An 18,225-nucleotide genomic window follows, 5' to 3' on the forward strand; every position below is an offset into this window, starting at 1 on the left:
ATATTACCATCCACGTTCCTGCATCCGTTCTGCTGGAGCTAGTTTGGAAATATCAATTCCTTTCATTGCACTGCCCAACTCTTTGGATAGGCGGCCAATCAATTCATAATTGGTGAAATATGTAGTAGCTTGAACGATTGCCGATGCGAATTTTTCTGGATTTTCAGATTTAAAAATACCAGAACCCACGAAAACGCCATCTGCTCCCAATTCCATCATCAGTGCTGCATCTGCTGGAGTGGCAATTCCGCCAGCTGCAAAGTTAACTACAGGCAATTTACCTGTGCGTTTGATTTCTCTTAAAATTTCATAAGGGGCCCCAATATTTTTTGCCTCTGTCATTAATTCATCATCACTCATGATGCTCACTTTACGAATTTGTGACTGTACCTTTCTCATATGACGCACAGCTTCCACAATATTACCAGTACCTGGTTCTCCTTTTGTACGAAGCATTGATGCTCCTTCACCAATACGGCGTGCAGCTTCTCCTAAATCACGGCATCCACAAACGAAAGGTACGGTGAAATCACTTTTTAGAATATGGTATTCTTCATCAGCAGGAGTCAGCACTTCACTTTCATCGATATAATCGACTCCCATGGATTCAAGTACCCTTGATTCAACAATATGGCCAATCCTTGCTTTAGCCATGACCGGGATGGACACTGCATTCATTACTTCCTCGACAATTCGCGGATCTGCCATTCTAGCTACCCCGCCAGCCGCACGGATGTCGGAAGGAACCCTTTCCAATGCCATGACAGCGACAGCACCTGATGCTTCTGCGATTTTTGCTTGTTCAGCGTTAATGACGTCCATTATTACGCCACCCTTTTGCATTTGTGCCATTCCTCTTTTTACTGTGTCAGTTCCTAATAATTTTTCCATTTCTCTTCCCCCTAATATTTGCATTCTTTAGATTTGTTAGATTTAGTATAAAAAATAGTTGACCGCATTGAAAGTGTCAGTTTTAATAAATTTAATGGGGTCAGTATTAAATTTTTATAAAAGGTGGAAACAAAATGAATATGCTTTCTTGTGATTTAAATCGGTTAAGTGAAATACCTTTGTACGAACAATTATATTCACATATTAAAAAAGAAATCATTGATGGCCGTCTTCTTTACGGTACAAAGTTACCTTCCAAACGGAAATTGGCAGAGTTCCTTCAAATAAGTCAAAATACTGTCGAGACTGCATATGAACAATTGACTGCTGAAGGTTACGTTGAAGTCATCCCAAGAAAAGGGTACTATATTCAAACATTCGAGGATTTAGAGTATACACAAGCTAACCAAGTATCCTTGGAAAAAAACAATCATAAAGAAGGGGAATTGCTGTATCATTTTCATCCCAGCCAAATTGACACGGAACACTTCCCATTTGAAAAATGGAGAAAATACACGAAAAGCAAAATCGATGAATCACATCAAGATCTTCTTTTACTGGGGGATTCTCAAGGGGAATATGAACTACGATGTGAAATTGCCCATTATTTGTATCATGCACGTGGTGTACAATGTGTTCCCGAACAGATCATCATTGGTGCAGGAATGGAGATTTTATTGCAGCAGCTTGTCCTTCTATTCGATAAAAATGCCATCTATGGTGTTGAAGATCCTGGGTATCACTTGATTCACCGGATTTTACGCAGCTACCCAAATGAAGTCCATCCCCTTCAAATTGATGAAGAAGGCGTAAAGGTTAACCAAATTGAAGATTCAAATATCGACGTCGTGTATGTCACTCCCTCACATCACTTCCCCAATGGGACGATCCTATCCGTTAACAGACGGACGCGATTGTTGAACTGGTCCCAAGGGGCAACAAACCGCTATATTATCGAAGACGATTATGATAGTGAATTTCGTTATAGTGGAAAAACAATTCCTTCCTTACAAAGTATGGATGCTGGTGAAAAGGTGATTTATTTAGGGTCGTTTTCCAAATCATTGATGCCATCGATTCGGATCAGTTATATGGTTCTTCCCGCTCCATTGTTACAAATCCATCAACAGGAATTATCTTTTTACCATTCCACCGTTTCTCGGATTGATCAGCATGTGTTGACACAGTTCATGAAGGAAGGGGATTTCGAAAAGCATTTGAATCGAATGAGGAAAGTTTACCGTCGCAAATTGGATAAAGTGATTGATCTGTTTAAACCACATAAGCAAATAAAGATCATTGGTGAACGGTCAGGATTGCATATCGTCCTCATCGTTAAGAACGGCATGGATGAAGAGACACTTATTCAAAAGGCAAATGAAAATCATATTAAAATTTATGGACTATCGACATATTCTATTGAAAAAATTGACGAAAACCCTCCAAAAATCATATTGGGCTTTGCAGGGATCCCTGAATCCGAATTGGAAAAGGCCATTCACCTTTTATTGTTCTCATGGGGTTTATAAAGAAAAAAGAAGTTCACTGTCGTGAACTTCTTTAAGTTTGTCGAACAAAATGAGGTCCCTTTCATGATTTTAATACAAGACTTTTATTTGTGATGAAACCACAATAGGTTGAAGAAATTTGCGAGACTCCTGCCGAATGTATTCCAATACTCATTCCTAATTTCCGGTTGAATCGTCAGCATTCGAATATTTTTTTAAAAAAGCTCCTTGTATTCATCACTCGCATGCATTCTATAAACTGCAATAAAGATTTCAATTTTCACTTTTTACGAATAATCAGCTTAGAAAGTTAAATTCACTTTTAATTTCCCTCGCACGCTATTAATAAACCAAATTTCCTCAGCGTTATTTAGGTCATCCTTTGAAATGGGTTTTTCTTTGATTTCCTTATTCCTGATCAAGTCTTGACGAAATGTTCCAGCAAGGAGACCTGAGTCCACAGGAGGGGTATAGAGGTCACCATTTAACTTCACCACTACATTTCCGTTCGTGAATTCGGTGATGAATCCTTCTTCATTCCAAAGCAGAACATCCTGGAAGTCGGGATTATTCATTTGAAAGCCTTCATATACATCACGATTGGTGGTCTTATGAAATAGAAATGGATTTGCACTTGATATTGGAGTTTCAGCCAAGATGGCCGTAAATTCTGAATCAAGGGGCTTGATTGCTTGTCCGGAGACTTCAATTTCACCATTTTCATTAAGTAGTACCCTTACCTTTTGCAACGTCCCATGGTTTAATTCTGCATACTTTTGGAGTCGATCTCTTACATACAATTCAGAGAATCGGTAATTGAAGTAATCAGCGGATTGTTTCATCCGATCGATATGATCATTCAACAAATAATATTCGCCATCCTTAAGTTTCATCGATTCCAATAGTTTGTAAGCAGGCCTTTCCACCGTCAATAATTTGGCTTTTAAAAAAGCTTCGTCATATTCTTCCAATAACTCGGAATCCCAAGTGATTCCCCCGCCTACCCCATACTCAGCTTTCCCTGTTGCCTCATCGATCACGACTGTACGAATCGGTACATTAAAAACGGCTTCGGATTCAGGGGTGATAAACCCGATTGCACCGCAATAAACTTCACGTGGTGAATTCTCGATATCAGCGATGATCTCCATCGTTTTTATTTTAGGTGCACCTGTTATCGATCCACATGGAAAAAGTGCCTTGAATATATCAATGATTGTTGTTTCGGGATTCGTATCGGCTGTAACCGTGGATGTCATTTGCCAAACGGTCGGATATTTTTCAATTGCCTTAAGCTGTGGAACCTTGACGCTTCCAGGTTCTGCAATCACTCCCAAATCATTTCTGAGCAAGTCCACAATCATGTAATTTTCAGCCTGATTCTTTTCCGAGGCTGCTAACCAGTCTGCATTGAGCTGATCCATTTTCAGTGTCGTTCCCCGTTTTACCGTTCCTTTCATTGGACGAGTAATCAGCTGACCATCTTCCCAACGGAAAAACAACTCGGGTGAAGCCGATAGGATTCGATGTGTCCCCACATTCAAATATGCACTATAGTTCGAGCGTTGGGCTCTCTTCAAGCGATTAAAGAAAGCGAAGTCATCTCCTTCGAACTGGGATTGCAAACGCATCGTATAATTGACTTGATACGTATTGCCGCTTTCGATTTCGGATTTTATTCTTTGAAACCCGGAATGATAGGTATTTGAATCCGTTTCTGATTGCCATTCAGCTAAATTAAAAGCCCCTGTCATTTTTTCAGGTAATTCTTCTTCCGGTTTATCAAAAATCCCGAACCATAATAACGGCATCTTGGCTCCATCTTTTACTTTAAAAGATTTTTCAAAAGCAGGTGCCGCTTCATAGGAAACATATCCCGCTGCATAATGCCCCTGTTGAATCGCTTCCTGGACTTTTTGGAATTGGGGAAGGACATCCCCAATTGAATGGGCGGTGAACACTTTTTTCGGGTTCGTAAAATAAAGAGGCCGGCTGTCACCTTGTTTATCTGTGAAGTGAAATATTAAGGATAAAGGATCTTCTCTTTTCATTCTTCTCTCCTAACTTTGTTTATGAAGTCAATCGGTATGTATTTTATAAAAAAGCTTGCAGACACGTAATCTGCAAGCTCATTCTTTGACACTTATTTCATTCCAGTAACTTCTGCAATGATTTCATAAGAACGAAGGCGTGCATCCTGATCATAAATGGCAGAGTTTATAATCATTTCATCCGCCTGTGTTTCATTTAAAAATGACTGCAACTGCTCTTTAACTTCTTTTGGATTTCCTATGATGGAAGCGTTCAGCTGCTTCATGACAATGGCCTTTTCATATTCTGTCCAAAGGCCTTCCATCGTATCAACTGGAGGAGCAAGTTGACCAGGCGTGTTCCGTATCAAATTCAAGAACTGCTGTTGATAAGATGTAGCAATCCTTTGCGCTTCTTCCGTAGTATCAGCTGCAAATACATTGATACCAACCATGACATAAGGTTTATTGAGAACGTCGGATGGTTGGAAATTATTGCGGTAACGAGCTAAAGCTGGTTGAGTATTTTCAGGGGAAAAATGGCTTGCAAATGAAAATGGCAATCCCAGCTGTGCTGATAATGCTGCACTGAAGCCGCTTGAACCAAGCAGCCAAATCGGGATATCCTGTCCTTCGCCAGGTATGGCACGAACACGATTATGTTTAGAATCCGCATCTAAATAGCTACGGAGCTGTGCCAATTGTTCAGGAAAATCCTGTCCGTTATTACGTACATCACCCCGGAGTGCCATGGCTGTAAATTGGTCGCTTCCCGGAGCACGCCCCAGTCCTAAATCTATTCTACCAGGATACATTGCTTCCAATGTTCCAAATTGTTCTGCGATAACCAGCGGTGCATGATTCGGTAGCATTATGCCTCCAGATCCCACACGAATCCTTTCCGTCCTACCTGCAACATAGCCTATAAGCACTGACGTTGCAGAGCTTGCAATCCCAGGCATGCTATGGTGTTCTGCAACCCAGAAACGGTTATAATTCCATTGCTCCGCATGTTTAGCTAATTCTACTGTATTTTTAAAAGCTCCCGAAACTGTACCACCCTCAACGATAGAAGCCAGATCCAGAACGGAAAAAGAAATGTCGCTAAGTTTTTTTGCATGTTGATCAGCATTCATATCTTCATCTTCTTTCTTTCAATTATGATTAATTGGACGCAAAGCCATCATATAGAAAATGTACACAAAATGCACATAAAATGCTCGAACGGATTAACTGTTAAGAATTTCCCTGGCAATCAAACGAAACGAATTAAGCCGATCCTCCAACTTATGAGTGATGGTTATCAGCATGATTTCATCTGCTTGATATTTCTCCTGAATCTCCAAAAGATGATACTTCACTTGTGAAGGCGTACCATAAATCAGTTTTTTATCCATGGTCTCCATCAATGCTTTTTCTTTTTCAGTCCAATCATGGTTCCTTACTTCTTCTATACTTGGAACCTGCTTTCTTTCCCCTTGTCCACTTTGAATTTTCCATAGAATGTTGCTAAGAGCGATTTCTTTCGCACGTTCCTCCGTTTCTGCGCATATGGCCGAAACCGTAACGATCGTTTTAGGTGCTTTAAGTAACCCTTTTGTTTGAAAGTCCTCACGGTACTGGTGAAAACTCTGCACGCCATCACTTTCACTCATGAATTCACCAAACGCATATGCAGTTCCATTCTCAGCGGCAAGTTTTGCACTTTTCCCGCTTGTTCCCAATATCCATGGTTCAGGCGGTACCATTGGGATAGGAGCAGCTGAGACATTTGAAAAAGGATGTTCTTTCGGAAATTCATCTCTTAGAAAATACAACAGTTCTTGAACAAGTTCTGGCATTTTGTAAACATTCTGAAGAAAATTATCGGATAATGCCATCGTTGCTTCGGCAGATCCACCAGGAGCACGCCCCAGTCCTATATCAATCCGTCCTGGGAAAAGTGTTGCAAGCATATTATAAGTCTCTGCTATCCTATATGGCTTATAATGCGGAAGCAGCACTGCCCCTGATCCAATCCGGATTTTTTTTGTTTGTGCACCAATGTAGCTTATCAAAACCTCTGGAACGGAACAGGCCAATCCCGGCAGATCATGATGTTCAGTTAACCAGATTCTGCTATAACCAAGTCTATCCCCTTCTTGCGCTAGTTGTAATGATGCCTGCAATGCTTCTTGTGCTGACTGTCCGGATGCAATTGGGGATTGATCCAAAATGCTCAGTTTCATTTTGTTACCGCCTTTCTTGGCTTTCGTAACTTAATGGTAAATCATAACTAGTCGAAAGTCGCTTGAAAAGCTTGCTTTGTTTTTTTAGTTTGCAGCCTTTAACGGAAATTATAAGGAGTTGAAACTAAATTGGGGAGTAGAAGTGAATAATATATTCTAGCGAGGTGTTTGGTATAATACATTAATTGCGCAGGTGACTTAAGGAGTCATTTCATCACTTATTCTATCGAGGTTTTTTTTTGAATAAACACAAATGAAGAAAAGCCCTTTTTAAGGGCCTTTCCGAAGCTATTCACTTTTTTTGAATTGAGATAGTAATTCATCCGCCATTATTTGCGAATCCAAACGAGCCGCTATAAACGGGGGCTGGACCCGATTATTGGACTCTACGGGCAAACCTAGCCAGACAACTCTTTTATCAAAGATGATAAAGGAAAAAGAAACAGGTGAACAAATAAAATGATCAGCGCTGATATCAGGGTTTCTTTTTGCTGAAATGATCGTCAATTTCACTGCAGGGTTTCGTTTCATTAAATATTGCTGCCATTCTTCTGACAAACTGTTCAAATCCGGAACAGCGATAACCATCTCTTGTTTTGTTGATTCAACATCTTCCTGAAAGTCCCCCAATTTACGGGCATGCATCCATTTCAATCTCGGGTGCTGGTGTTTAACCCATTTTCCAATGTCTTTCTTTGATACAATCTGATCATTTTGAATTTGATGATCAACAAGCTGACGAAGTGTTTTGCTGCGATAAACGTGTTTGTTAACAAATGAAGTGTCACATACATGTACGAACTTACCCTTAGTCCTTGTTATGGCTACATTAATGAGCCTTTCACTTTCTCTCCCTGTCAATAACATTCCAGCCCTGTTTTGCGGATAACTATCAACAGTGTCAAAGATCATCATCTCACGTTCACTTCCTTGGAAACGATGTACAGTTGCAGCGATGATATCCGCCGTTTGCCGTTCTTTCTCATATAAATCATCCAATAGTTTTTCCATCAAGTCTGCCTGAGCACGGTAAGGGGCAACATAACCAATTGACCTTGATCCGCCCATATAAGCTTCATGAATCAGTTGAAAAGATAAAAGCAATTGCCATAAATTCATTCTAGAGTGGGATGTCCGTTCAGTGATGCAATATTCCCCTGCTAAGCTAGTATCGAGAAGTACTGCTGCCTTATTGGCAAACGGTTCCGACAGCATGATGCCCTCCCTGCTAGTCGCAACACTTTTATGATCGCCAACAAAATTGTTATAGACGACACGATTAGTGAATGCTGAAATATCCGGATGCATGCGGCGCTGTTCCTTTAATAGGAATAAATGAGGATGGAGTTCTCCTTCTTCAACAGACTGGGCGACGTCGGCCCGATGAAATATGTCTTCCTTCAGCCAAAGTTTCACGAGGGAATCACGAGCCGAAGCTATAGGTGGCAATTGTTTGAAATCACCACAAACGATAATATGTTTGGCTAACGCTGCAGCAAAAGCTACCTGAGGTACGTAAGCCATACTCGCTTCGTCCAAAATAACCAGATCATACTCTTTTTGATAAACCGTTTCATCATTTGCGGCTTTAGCTAAGGTCGTCCCGATGACTTTTGCTTCTTTTACGAATTGAATCTCTTTTTGGCGGATTTTCTCCAAGACCTTGGCCAGCTTTTTCTCTATCTCAATTAATTGATCTGTATCCCTTTTACTGAATGACCCTGCCAAGTCATACTTTAACAGACGTTTCTCTTCGCCAAGCTCTTCTTTTTCTTTAACTAATGTCGGTTCATGTTTACCTAATAATTGCCCTGTAACAATATCATCATGGATGGCTAGTGATTCACCGATTTGAGATCCATAGCGAAGCACATCGCCTTCTTTGAAACGATCTTTCTTTTTAATGAATGATGAAATTTCAGCCATCAAAACATCGACAGCCTGGTTGCTATGTGACAAAACCAGAACTTTTTTATCTTGTAAATAATGATTGGCTACTGTACGAGCCAATGTATAGGTTTTTCCTGTACCAGGGGGTCCCCAAACAAAAGTGACAGGATTGAACTTCGAGCGCGCATATAATTCTTTCACACTGCTTTGTTTTTCAATTAAAGGATGTTTTTGCGGCATGGACGGATCCATCAGTCGCTTGATCCGAAGCCTTTTCCTTTTGCTTTTCTTGATTTCATCCAAGCGGACAATCAATTGTTCCAGCAATTCCCAAGGATCATGATATAAAAAGGCTTCACCGATCATATCGCCTAACGAACGATCAAAAACAATGATTATACTTTTCCCCTCTGATGAAAGGATTCTTCCATCCTGTTTAATCCCTCCCCATTCCAGTCGAACGAGGGAACCGACAGGGATTTTTATCGATGAACCTGTTTCAAAATAATAATTGAAAGAACCGTCACTTGTAAGCAGATGGCCGTTTGAAACCAGGTATTTTGTGCTGCCATACTTTTTCAAATGCAGGATCTCAAGTTGAAGTGCCTGCTGCCATTCTTTTATATAATTTACTGTCGAATTCATTTTTCACTTTCCTCACAAAATATGCCATTGAAGTACAAAGAAACTGGCCCATTGGCTAGGCTCCGATGTTTAAAAAACGCTGTCACCATGACTTTTTTCGCGAATTACCTGTTTCTTCAGCATATAAAATAAGGCCCAATCTATTGATTGGGCCTTTCCTACGCCAATGTTTTAACTATAGCATTTTTTATAACATCATACCATGGGCTCTTTTGGAAGAAATGGTTTAGATTAGCCTTCTGTCAAATCAGTGAATTGGTCGACCAGATCACTGAAAATCTTCATTGCATTTTCGATTGGATCAGGTTTAGTTAAATCTACGCCTGTTTTCTTAAGCAGCTCCAATGGGAAATCAGAACTCCCGCTTTTCAAGAAAGTCAAATAACTTTCAAGTGTTTTTTTGTCCCCAGAAAGGATCTTATCAGCGATAGTAATGGCTGAAACGTAACCAGTAGCATATTTGTAGACATAAAACGGACGATAAAAGTGCGGGATGCGTGACCAGCCATACTTCACTTCTTCATCGAAAATTATTTCATCTCCATTATAAGCACGAAATATCGATTCATAGGCTGTATTAAAAACCTCGGCATTTAGGGGTTCATCATTTTCAGCTTTTTCATGTACGATCTTTTCGAACTCCGCAAACATCACCTGTGTGAAGAATGTTCCTTTAAAACTATCTATGAAATGGTTAAGTAAGTGTTTTTTCTTCTGTACATCTTTTGTAGTCTTAATTAAATGGCGAATCAAAAGGATTTCATTCACAGTGGAAGCAACTTCAGCGACAAAAATGGAATACCCAGCACTTATTTGCGGTTGGTATTTTGAGCTATAGTATGAATGCATGCCATGTCCAGATTCATGTGCAAGTGTAAATACACTGTCTAAGTCATCACGGTGATTTAATAAGATGAATGGGTGAACACCATAAAGTCCTATATTGTAAGCACCTGAACGTTTTCCAGGTGTTTCCCTGACATCGATATATCTTTTTTCCTTAAAGGTTTTCAGAATTGTGATATACTCTTCGCCAAGAGGTTTCAGCGCTTCCACCATCAAAGAAAAACCATCATCGTAAGAAATCTCCTCTTTAGCGCCTTCGACTAATGGTACACTTAAATCATAGGCACGCAATTCTTCTACACCCAGCAATTTTTTTCTTAAATGAATATATTTATGCATGGGTCCGATATTTTGCTTAGTAGACATAATCAAATTATCATAAACCTCTTTTGGAACTTGATCTCCAAATAATGATTTTTCCAAGGCAGATGGATAATTTCTTAGTTTTGACAGATTCACATTATTCTTGATTGCTGTGGAAAGTGTGGAAGCGATTGTATTCTTCAATTGTACATATGGCTGATAATAGGCGAAATAGGCCTCTTTTCTTTTATCGCGATCATCGTCTTCAATCAATTTGGAATACAATCCTCGCGTCAGCTCTACCCTCTCGCCGTCTTCATTCGTAACTTCCCCAAATTTAATATCAGTATTGTTTATCATCCCGAACGTTTTTTGAGGTGCTGAAAAGGCTTCGCCTATTTGGGAAAGCACCTCTTCTTGTTCTTTCGTTAACACATGGGCTTTATAGCGGAAGGAATCCAGAAGATCCTCCTCAAAATATTTCAAACCCTCGATTTCTTTTATGTACCCTTTTAATGTTTGTTCTTCCAGGCTCAAAAGAAACGGCATGAAAAATGCAGAAGCATTACTTATTTTCTGCCCTAACTTACCAGCCCGATCCAGTAATGCTTGTGATGTGGTTACCCGTGTATCCAAATCCGCTTGCAGCATGGCAAAAACATATAGCTTGTTATAAATGTACCCAAGTTCCTCACTTAATCGTAAATACTCGAACAAATCTTGAGCCGACTGAATATGTCCATCGTAAGTTTTTAATTTTTCTGTCATCTTCAGGACTTCTTGATAATCTTTTTCCCAATTAGACTGATCATCGTAAATATCCTTTAAGTTCCATGTTTCTTCTATTTTTATTTCGTCACGTGATTTAAACGTTTGCATATTGTCTGCACTTCCTTTCATGCTTATAGTCTTACTCTTTATTATAATCGACTTTCAGAAAAATCTGCATAGAAAAACCAGTATGCTAAAAATACATACTGGTTTCCGCTTTTGTAATTAGAATTTTGCTGCAGTTTCAGCAACTTTCGCCAATCCTTCTGCAACGATATCCTGTGAGCGATCTGGGTATTGATTATGTCCCTCGATTACAACTGTTTCTGGGTTTGTTATGCCCCATAAGTTTAAATTCATCGTTACGTATTTCTCTGCCATTTCGCCAGCATCCATTCCAGGCAATGCATAATCGGATCCGCGTGCATTAAGTAATGCCACTTTTTTACCTCCAGCTAAGCCGACTGGGCCTTCAGCTGTATATTTGAATGTTGTTCCCGCTTGAGCAAGATAAGAAATATAAGTGACCAATGGTGCCGGAACCGTTGCATTCCATAGCGGGAAGGCAAATACTACTTTATCGGCAGCAAGGAATTGATTCAAGTATTGTTGCACGATATCGGCAATCTTCACTTCCTCTTCAGTCAATTCCATACCTTGGCTGCGTTTATATAGGGCAGTAATTGCTGTATTTCCGTAGTAAGGTAAGTTCAGTTTAAATAAATCCAATTCAGTTATTTCATCGTTACTATTTGCTTCCTTATATGTGTTCAAAAACGTTTCATACATTTTGACACTAATAGCTTGATCCGCAGGGCGGTCATTTGATTTAACAAATAATACTTTAGACATTTTAGTTCCCCCAATTGTTAATTTTGTATGTTTTTTAAAAAATAGCATTTAATCCATATATCTCGAATTAACTGCAATTGCTACTTTCACATTATAAAACTGAAAATCCAATAAGGCAAGAGATATGTTTTTTATTTTCAAATGTACATTTTACGTAATTTCCACTCCTTGAGTTTTTATCCCTTATGCCTTCTAATTAAGATGCGAAAAAACCGAGAGCAATTTGCTCTCGGTTAAGTTAACTCTTTATGATGGAAGGGACACTTACCTTTTATCGGTTCTATATCATCCCCTATGAAAAATTGTTTCCATTCATTATGATTTACATCTCCAAAGTGACTGATATCAGGATGTTTAGGAAGGTTATCCCATTTCTCCACTCGTTCCCGAACCTTTTCACGCGACATGATTCCGCCTTTTTCCGTTCCTTCCAGGCCTTCAAAAATCATCCGGGGTTGGAATCCAAGTACAAGGCTATTTCCTAAATCTCGGGTTTTACGCTGTTTATAAGCAGGTGCATTACCAAAGACAAAGATTGGTTGCCCTGCAAAATGATAGTCCCATAAATAATGCTCGGGATCTTTCGGCTTTTCGATTGGCCAAGGTTTTTTATCCGCTTTATGCAGGTATTGCAGGATATCCCAAAACCTTTTACGGTAAATTTCTATATCACCCTCTATCGATTCAGGCTCCATAAAGACAAAAAGGCCATGCCTGATATATGGTGGTTCCTGAAATAAATCAAGAAAGCTTTCCACTGCTTTTGGGAGATTGGACCAATCTTCCTGTGTGATATAAGCATAACGAAGTTCCCCTTTATTTTCAGCTTTCATACCAAAATAACAAGGAAAGGATTTATCGGTCACTGTATTATGGAATGTTTGATATTCCTTAATTAACCATTGTGGCACTCGATCGGGGTTTGTCATATCTTCTTTTGTTAACAAACTTGAATTAGCAGTCAGCATTATTTTTCTCCTTAAATCATTTTATTATATGTTACCCGCTTTAAATAAACTAAAACTTCTTCGGACTGCAAATAAACTCAATCAATCGCATCCTATATATTTACTTCTTTATTTAAGAGTATATGACTGCCTCCCGATTCTTCGGGATTCCAATTAAAAAACTTTCGATCTGCATATTAATCATTTTCTTTACATTAGGATAACCTAAGAAAAAAATAGGAGTGATGCAAATTGGCAAGGAGAAGGAAAATTTTAGTATCTGAAGCGCGAAAAGGACTCGATGATTTAAAAGCCAAAGTTGCTGGTACAAACAATCCCGAAGAAGCAAAGTTTGAAGTAGCAAAAGAAATGGGCGTACCCCTGAAAAAAGATTATAACGGTGAACTGACATCCAAGCAAAATGGAAAAATAGGCGGAAAGTTAGGCGGAGGAATGGTCAAGGAACTTATAAAGATGGCACAGGAGAACTTAGGAAAAAAACATTAACAAGAGTCGATTCCGGTTGGGGTTGCTCCTTTAAAAGATCATATATCGAAACGAACTGACTGAACGAAAAATTTTGGGACTTAACATATGGCAATTATTACACAACGCAAAAAAGCCAACCTTTATGGGCTGGCTTTTTTTAATATTAATTAATTCTCACGGGTGAAACTCTTGAAACTCTTGAAACTACTGACATTATTAATTCCTCTGACATCGGGTAATTAGTGGCAGCTGGATCCGTCATTACTGCTTTAAGAATTCTTCCCATATCTGACTGGTTAATTCCATATGCGCTGAAATCGGAGGGCAGCCCAAGTTCAGATAGAAAAATGCGGAGCTTTTCTATCACTTTCGCTAAGATCCCTTTTGAATCTTCATCATGTATTTTCACACTAAAGGCTTCGGCTATCAAATGGGCCTTTGGAAGATATAAATCCGAGGTTGATTCCATGACGACCGGTAATAACACGGCATTGGCCAATCCGTGCGGAATACGGAATAACGCCCCATATGCATGGGCAAAGTTATGAACCGGAATCGCATTCAGTGCACTACAAAATGCAGTGATTCCCATCATGCTTCCATGCAGCATTTCCATTCTGGCCTCAATGTTCGTTCCGTCCTTTACTGCCCTCGGTAAGTTTCTTTCAATAACTCGAATGGCCTGATATGCATATGCATCGGTTATTGATGTCGCTGCAGGTGAAACGATCGCTTCAATTGCATGTGTCAATGCATCTGCACCAGTAAACGCCGTAATGTCAGACGGCAGTCCGACTGTTAATTCGGGATCTAGAATGGCAACATCCGAACTTAAAAAAACATTGTATATATTCATTTTGACTTTTTTATGTTCATTGTATATGACCGCGATCGGGGATACTTCAGAACCGGTCCCTGCTGTTGTGGCTACGGAAATATGCGGGATATTCATGGATTGGGCTTTTGGAAAACCCTCATACAGATTACCGCTTGGTATCGAATCATTTATATCCGTAATTCCTTTATATAATCCGAATTTCAATGCTTTTGCTGTATCAATGACACTCCCTCCACCAATGGCAAGTATGGCATCGGCATTCACTTCGCGTGCATATTTCAATGCTGCGTTTACACATTCACTAGCAGCGTCTTGTGTAACATCCAGAAACTGTCCAACTATTTCAACTCTGGCACCTAATTTCTGTTGCTCAAAAGTTTCGGCAACCTTTTTAACGACACCTGCATTTTCCAACCCGGCATCACTCACGAGTAGAATCCTTTTGGCCCCGAGACCATTGAATAGGTCCGGAATGAGTGAACGAGTGTTAGTGCCACTGTAAACTGAAGACCTTAACCAAAAATTCGAATGAGCATTTACCATCATAAAATTTCACCTCAGATATATTAGTCTATATTCGCAATTAAGAATTGTTCATGCCCTGCTACCAAGTTTCTGATGGCCAGTCATTAGCAAATGTAAAATGGACACTAAGCTTGTCTCTTTTATTGGCTTTACAAAACCCCATATTCCTTTTCGTTAGTTTGATAGATCTCTTCAATCCCCTTTCCTTTTGCCCTGGCTAAAATCTCCATCCGCACTGATAATTGTTTCATGGTAAAATTCAATATAGCTTGTTGGTCATTATCAAATGGATTTCCGAACCGATCATATCCCTCCGTATTTAACGCGATGGCCAGTGGTGAAAGTTCCTCCATTCTCTTTTCAACCTGTTTAAAGATATGTGGATGTTCACTGATGATTCTCTGCAGCAGGAAGGTCCCATAAGCAATATGGCGTGATTCATCCTTCTTCAACAGACCCACGCCTTTTAATAAACCTGGCATCATTTTATTAGCTTCGAGAGTCTGATAAAACCCGAAATATCCAGTTTCTGCAAGTACACCCTCAGTAAACATATTATAAACAGTGGCTGCTTCCGCCAATGCTTCAGGGGATTGATCGGATAAAAGTCTCTCCATCGCTTCAGGCAATATTTCATAAAAAATCGATTTATAAGTGTCTGAGTGATAAACCGTCAAATCACCCGTTTCACCTATTTGATCTAACGTATAACGAAAGAACTCCATATGCTTCGCTTCCTCGAAAAGGAATGTCGTTAAGTACATTTCTTCTTCGATCCTGCCTTCCTTGGCTATCGTCATAATGAGCGGCAGCAAATCCAAAGTCACCGCTTCTTCTCCGCCCTGAAAAAGGGAAATGATCCTTAATAACACTTGCCTTTCAATATCAGTAAATGACTTCCAATCTTCTTTATCCTGGCTAAAATCAATGTCACGAGGATTCCATATTCCGAATTTCTTAGCCTTTTGATAAAGTTTAAATGGTAGGGAACCTTCTCTAAAACTCCTGCTGGTGGTCGTTAAATTCATTCTTTTCATGGTAATGCCTCCTTGAAATTATGAACTTTTGAATCTCTGGATTTTTTTAATTTGTAAGAGTTTTCATTATATTGTAAGATATTAGTAGAATTTATCCTAGCACTGAAAATGTAGGGAGGAATAAAGTCGAATGCTTGAGGAAACTCTGTTGAATCATGTAAAAAAGATTTCCCAACAAAAAGATATGGCAAATAAATCACAAATGATCGTAAAGGGCTGTGTGGATTTTTTTTCATTTCAACGAGCATCTTTATTCAGTTACTCATGTTTAACGGGAATGGGTGAAGGAATATGTGCATGTACAAGTGAAGATACCTTTTCATTACATAATGTTAGAGAAAATATTCATGATATATACCCCATCCACCAAGCAGTCATCCATAACGAACCCATATTCTTAACCATCCAGCATGCAAAATCCTCCATCCCTGCAAAATACGTTAAAAGATTTTCCATCTCATCATTGGCAATCATTCCGATAATTGTGAATGACTTGGCCATCGGTTTAGTTTTGGTCGACCCCATTCACGCCAACGAGCCAATTACCAAGAATGATTTAATGAAGCTTTCCCATTACTTAAAACTGGCTTTCGGTTCAACAATGGATTCCGCCCCTCCCACTTACCTTCTAAGCAAACGTGAAGTGGAGGTCCTTCAATATTTAGCCAATGGAATGGGATTAAAGCAAATGGCACCAAAAATGAGCGTTAGTGAATTTACCGTCAGAGATCATATTTCTTCTGCTATCAGGAAATTGGGAGTGAATCATCGGACAGAGGCCGTCGCGGTTGCCATAAGACACAAAATGATTATGTGAAAACAAAAAAAACCTTCTAAGAAGGTTTTTTTTGTTTAAGTATCATTGAGTCACTTTTTCTTCAACTTTCGCAGTCCAGTTCAACTCGTCTGCGACTTTACCTGTTTGCACACCTGTCAGTGTATCATAAAGCTTTCTAGAAAGTTCTCCAGTTTCCCCGCTTTGAACAATCATTTCTTCACCATTCCACAAAAATTCACCAATTGGTGATATGACCGCGGCTGTACCCGTTCCAAAGGCCTCTTCCAATTGACCTAATTTATAGGCTTCATGGACTTCCTCCATCGAAATGCGTCTTTCCGACACGGGAAGACCCCAATGTTTCAGCAATTCGATAATGGAATCACGAGTAATACCCGGAAGGATACTTCCATTTAAAGCAGGAGTGATGATTTCACCATTAATTTTGAAGAAAACATTCATGCTTCCAACTTCTTCTATATACTTTTTCTCTACTCCGTCTAACCAAAGAACTTGGGCATAACCCATCTTTTCGGATACTTCTTGGGCTTTCAGGCTCGATGCATAATTACCGCCCGTTTTGGCTTCACCCGTACCTCCATTAACTGCACGTGTGAAAGCTGACTCCACTGCAATTTTAACTGGATGAATACCTTCTTTATAATACGAGCCCACTGGTGACATGATGATGATGAACTGATATTTATCCGATGGAGATACTCCTAGATATGGCTCAGTAGCTATAATAAATGGCCTGATATATAAGGATGTCCCTTCTGCCTGGGGAACCCAATCCTTATCAACGCTAATTAAAGTCTTTAAGGCCTTCAACGCAAAATCAACATCGATATCCGGTATGCATAATCGGCTATTTGAACTATTTAAGCGTTGGAAATTCTTTTCCGGACGGAATAAGATAATTTCATCCTCAGGTGTTGCATATGCTTTCAATCCTTCAAAAACGGATTGGCCATAGTGAAAAATCATAGCTGAAGGCTCTAATGAGAGCGGTTGATAAGGAACAATTCTTGGATCATGCCACCCTTGCCCTTGTGTGTAATCCATTATAAACATATGATCGGTAAACTGCTTACCGAACTCAAGCTGGTCCGCCTGTGGTTTTTCTTTCTTTGTTGTACTAAGCGTGATTTGCATGTCATGTTCCTTCATTACCAAAACCCCTTGTTGATTAAATTTACAAGATTTCACTTCCATAAAATCTATCTTTAATTAGTTTACTCCTATCAGGAATCATAGTTCAAGCCTTTAAGACGAAATTTTCGGAATTTTTTTAAAATAAATGGAATTTTTTTGATTTCCAGACTATGATTCCTGAAAAAAGAATGAATTATTCCTGAAACCTCTCAAAAAATATCCATTCCGATTGTTCGCCAAGGTAACTTGAACTCGTAAATATTAGTTTATTTTAACAAAATAATTATAATAAAGCCAATGAGAATAATTCTAATTATTTCATCATGCCACCTTAAGTAAATTTAATCGTCCCTTTTTGTAAACAGGAAAATCGATAAATAAAAAGATGTGCAGCAAGTTCGTGATTACAGGTGCTCTAAAAACACTTAAAGCTGATACCTACAAACTTATATGTATATTATAAAACCTAAGAAAATATATCATTTTTTATTC

The 18,225-nt window shown here is 39.2% G+C and carries 14 protein-coding genes; 3 read left to right on the plus strand and 11 right to left on the minus strand.

Annotated elements, in window-relative coordinates; genetic code table 11:
* Positions 1 to 3 precede the first annotated feature (3 nt).
* Positions 4 to 891 carry a pyridoxal 5'-phosphate synthase lyase subunit PdxS gene (gene pdxS / locus FNK51_RS19930; protein ID WP_098369544.1) on the minus strand — a complete coding sequence of 296 codons (888 nt, stop codon included), beginning with the start codon at positions 889 to 891 and terminating at the stop codon, positions 4 to 6.
* Positions 892 to 1,025: 134 nt separating this feature from the next.
* Here pdxS and pdxR point away from each other — a divergent pair, with 134 nt between their 5' ends.
* The gene (pdxR, locus tag FNK51_RS19935) at positions 1,026 to 2,420 is read left to right on the plus strand and encodes a MocR-like pyridoxine biosynthesis transcription factor PdxR (RefSeq protein ID WP_141994431.1); all 1,395 of its coding nucleotides are present in this window, start codon (positions 1,026 to 1,028) and stop codon (positions 2,418 to 2,420) included.
* Positions 2,421 to 2,701: 281 nt separating this feature from the next.
* Here the strand turns inward: pdxR and pabB are convergent, their stop codons facing one another.
* The 7 genes from pabB to FNK51_RS19970 all read right to left on the minus strand — a co-directional run bounded on the left by pabB (position 2,702) and on the right by FNK51_RS19970 (position 12,932).
* Positions 2,702 to 4,450 (minus strand): aminodeoxychorismate synthase component I, encoded by a 1,749-nt coding sequence (gene pabB, locus FNK51_RS19940; RefSeq protein WP_141994432.1) that lies wholly within the window; start codon positions 4,448 to 4,450, stop codon positions 2,702 to 2,704.
* Between the two features lie 92 nt (positions 4,451 to 4,542).
* A complete protein-coding gene (locus tag FNK51_RS19945) occupies positions 4,543 to 5,565 on the minus strand; it encodes an LLM class flavin-dependent oxidoreductase (RefSeq protein WP_098369541.1) in 1,023 nt (340 codons plus the stop codon).
* A gap of 93 nt (positions 5,566 to 5,658) precedes the next feature.
* Entirely contained in the window at positions 5,659 to 6,657 is a 999-nt protein-coding gene (locus FNK51_RS19950) for an LLM class flavin-dependent oxidoreductase (RefSeq protein ID WP_141994433.1), read from the minus strand.
* A 288-nt stretch (positions 6,658 to 6,945) separates the two neighbouring features.
* The gene (locus FNK51_RS19955) at positions 6,946 to 9,192 is read right to left on the minus strand and encodes an AAA domain-containing protein (RefSeq protein ID WP_141994434.1); all 2,247 of its coding nucleotides are present in this window, start codon (positions 9,190 to 9,192) and stop codon (positions 6,946 to 6,948) included.
* 231 nt (positions 9,193 to 9,423) lie between these two features.
* Positions 9,424 to 11,220: an oligoendopeptidase F gene (pepF, locus tag FNK51_RS19960; protein WP_141994435.1), complete on the minus strand. Its 1,797-nt coding sequence runs from the start codon at positions 11,218 to 11,220 to the stop codon at positions 9,424 to 9,426.
* Positions 11,221 to 11,337: 117 nt separating this feature from the next.
* On the minus strand, positions 11,338 to 12,012 hold the full coding sequence (locus FNK51_RS19965) for an FMN-dependent NADH-azoreductase (protein ID WP_098369537.1): 675 nt from the start codon (positions 12,010 to 12,012) through the stop codon (positions 11,338 to 11,340).
* A 185-nt stretch (positions 12,013 to 12,197) separates the two neighbouring features.
* Positions 12,198 to 12,932 carry a YqcI/YcgG family protein gene (locus FNK51_RS19970; RefSeq protein WP_141994437.1) on the minus strand — a complete coding sequence of 245 codons (735 nt, stop codon included), beginning with the start codon at positions 12,930 to 12,932 and terminating at the stop codon, positions 12,198 to 12,200.
* Positions 12,933 to 13,163: 231 nt separating this feature from the next.
* Between FNK51_RS19970 and FNK51_RS19975 the strand changes: the two genes are divergently transcribed.
* Positions 13,164 to 13,418 (plus strand): alpha/beta-type small acid-soluble spore protein, encoded by a 255-nt coding sequence (locus tag FNK51_RS19975; RefSeq protein ID WP_141994438.1) that lies wholly within the window; start codon positions 13,164 to 13,166, stop codon positions 13,416 to 13,418.
* A gap of 145 nt (positions 13,419 to 13,563) precedes the next feature.
* Here FNK51_RS19975 and FNK51_RS19980 read toward each other — a convergent pair whose 3' ends face one another.
* Entirely contained in the window at positions 13,564 to 14,784 is a 1,221-nt protein-coding gene (locus FNK51_RS19980) for an iron-containing alcohol dehydrogenase (protein WP_260398139.1), read from the minus strand.
* A gap of 128 nt (positions 14,785 to 14,912) precedes the next feature.
* Positions 14,913 to 15,800, minus strand: coding sequence for a R2-like ligand-binding oxidase (locus FNK51_RS19985; RefSeq protein ID WP_098369534.1), 888 nt, complete (start codon positions 15,798 to 15,800; stop codon positions 14,913 to 14,915).
* Positions 15,801 to 15,930: 130 nt separating this feature from the next.
* Between FNK51_RS19985 and FNK51_RS19990 the strand changes: the two genes are divergently transcribed.
* Positions 15,931 to 16,617, plus strand: coding sequence for a response regulator transcription factor (locus FNK51_RS19990; protein ID WP_098369533.1), 687 nt, complete (start codon positions 15,931 to 15,933; stop codon positions 16,615 to 16,617).
* A gap of 42 nt (positions 16,618 to 16,659) precedes the next feature.
* Here the strand turns inward: FNK51_RS19990 and FNK51_RS19995 are convergent, their stop codons facing one another.
* Complete coding sequence (locus tag FNK51_RS19995; RefSeq protein WP_141994439.1) at positions 16,660 to 17,748, minus strand: branched-chain amino acid aminotransferase; 1,089 nt, start codon at positions 17,746 to 17,748, stop codon at positions 16,660 to 16,662.
* Positions 17,749 to 18,225 lie beyond the last annotated feature (477 nt).

Origin of the sequence: Bacillus sp. B4EP4a, assembly GCF_006680105.1 — a bacterium.
Classification (GTDB): Bacteria; Bacillota; Bacilli; order Bacillales; family DSM-1321; genus Peribacillus; species Peribacillus simplex_E.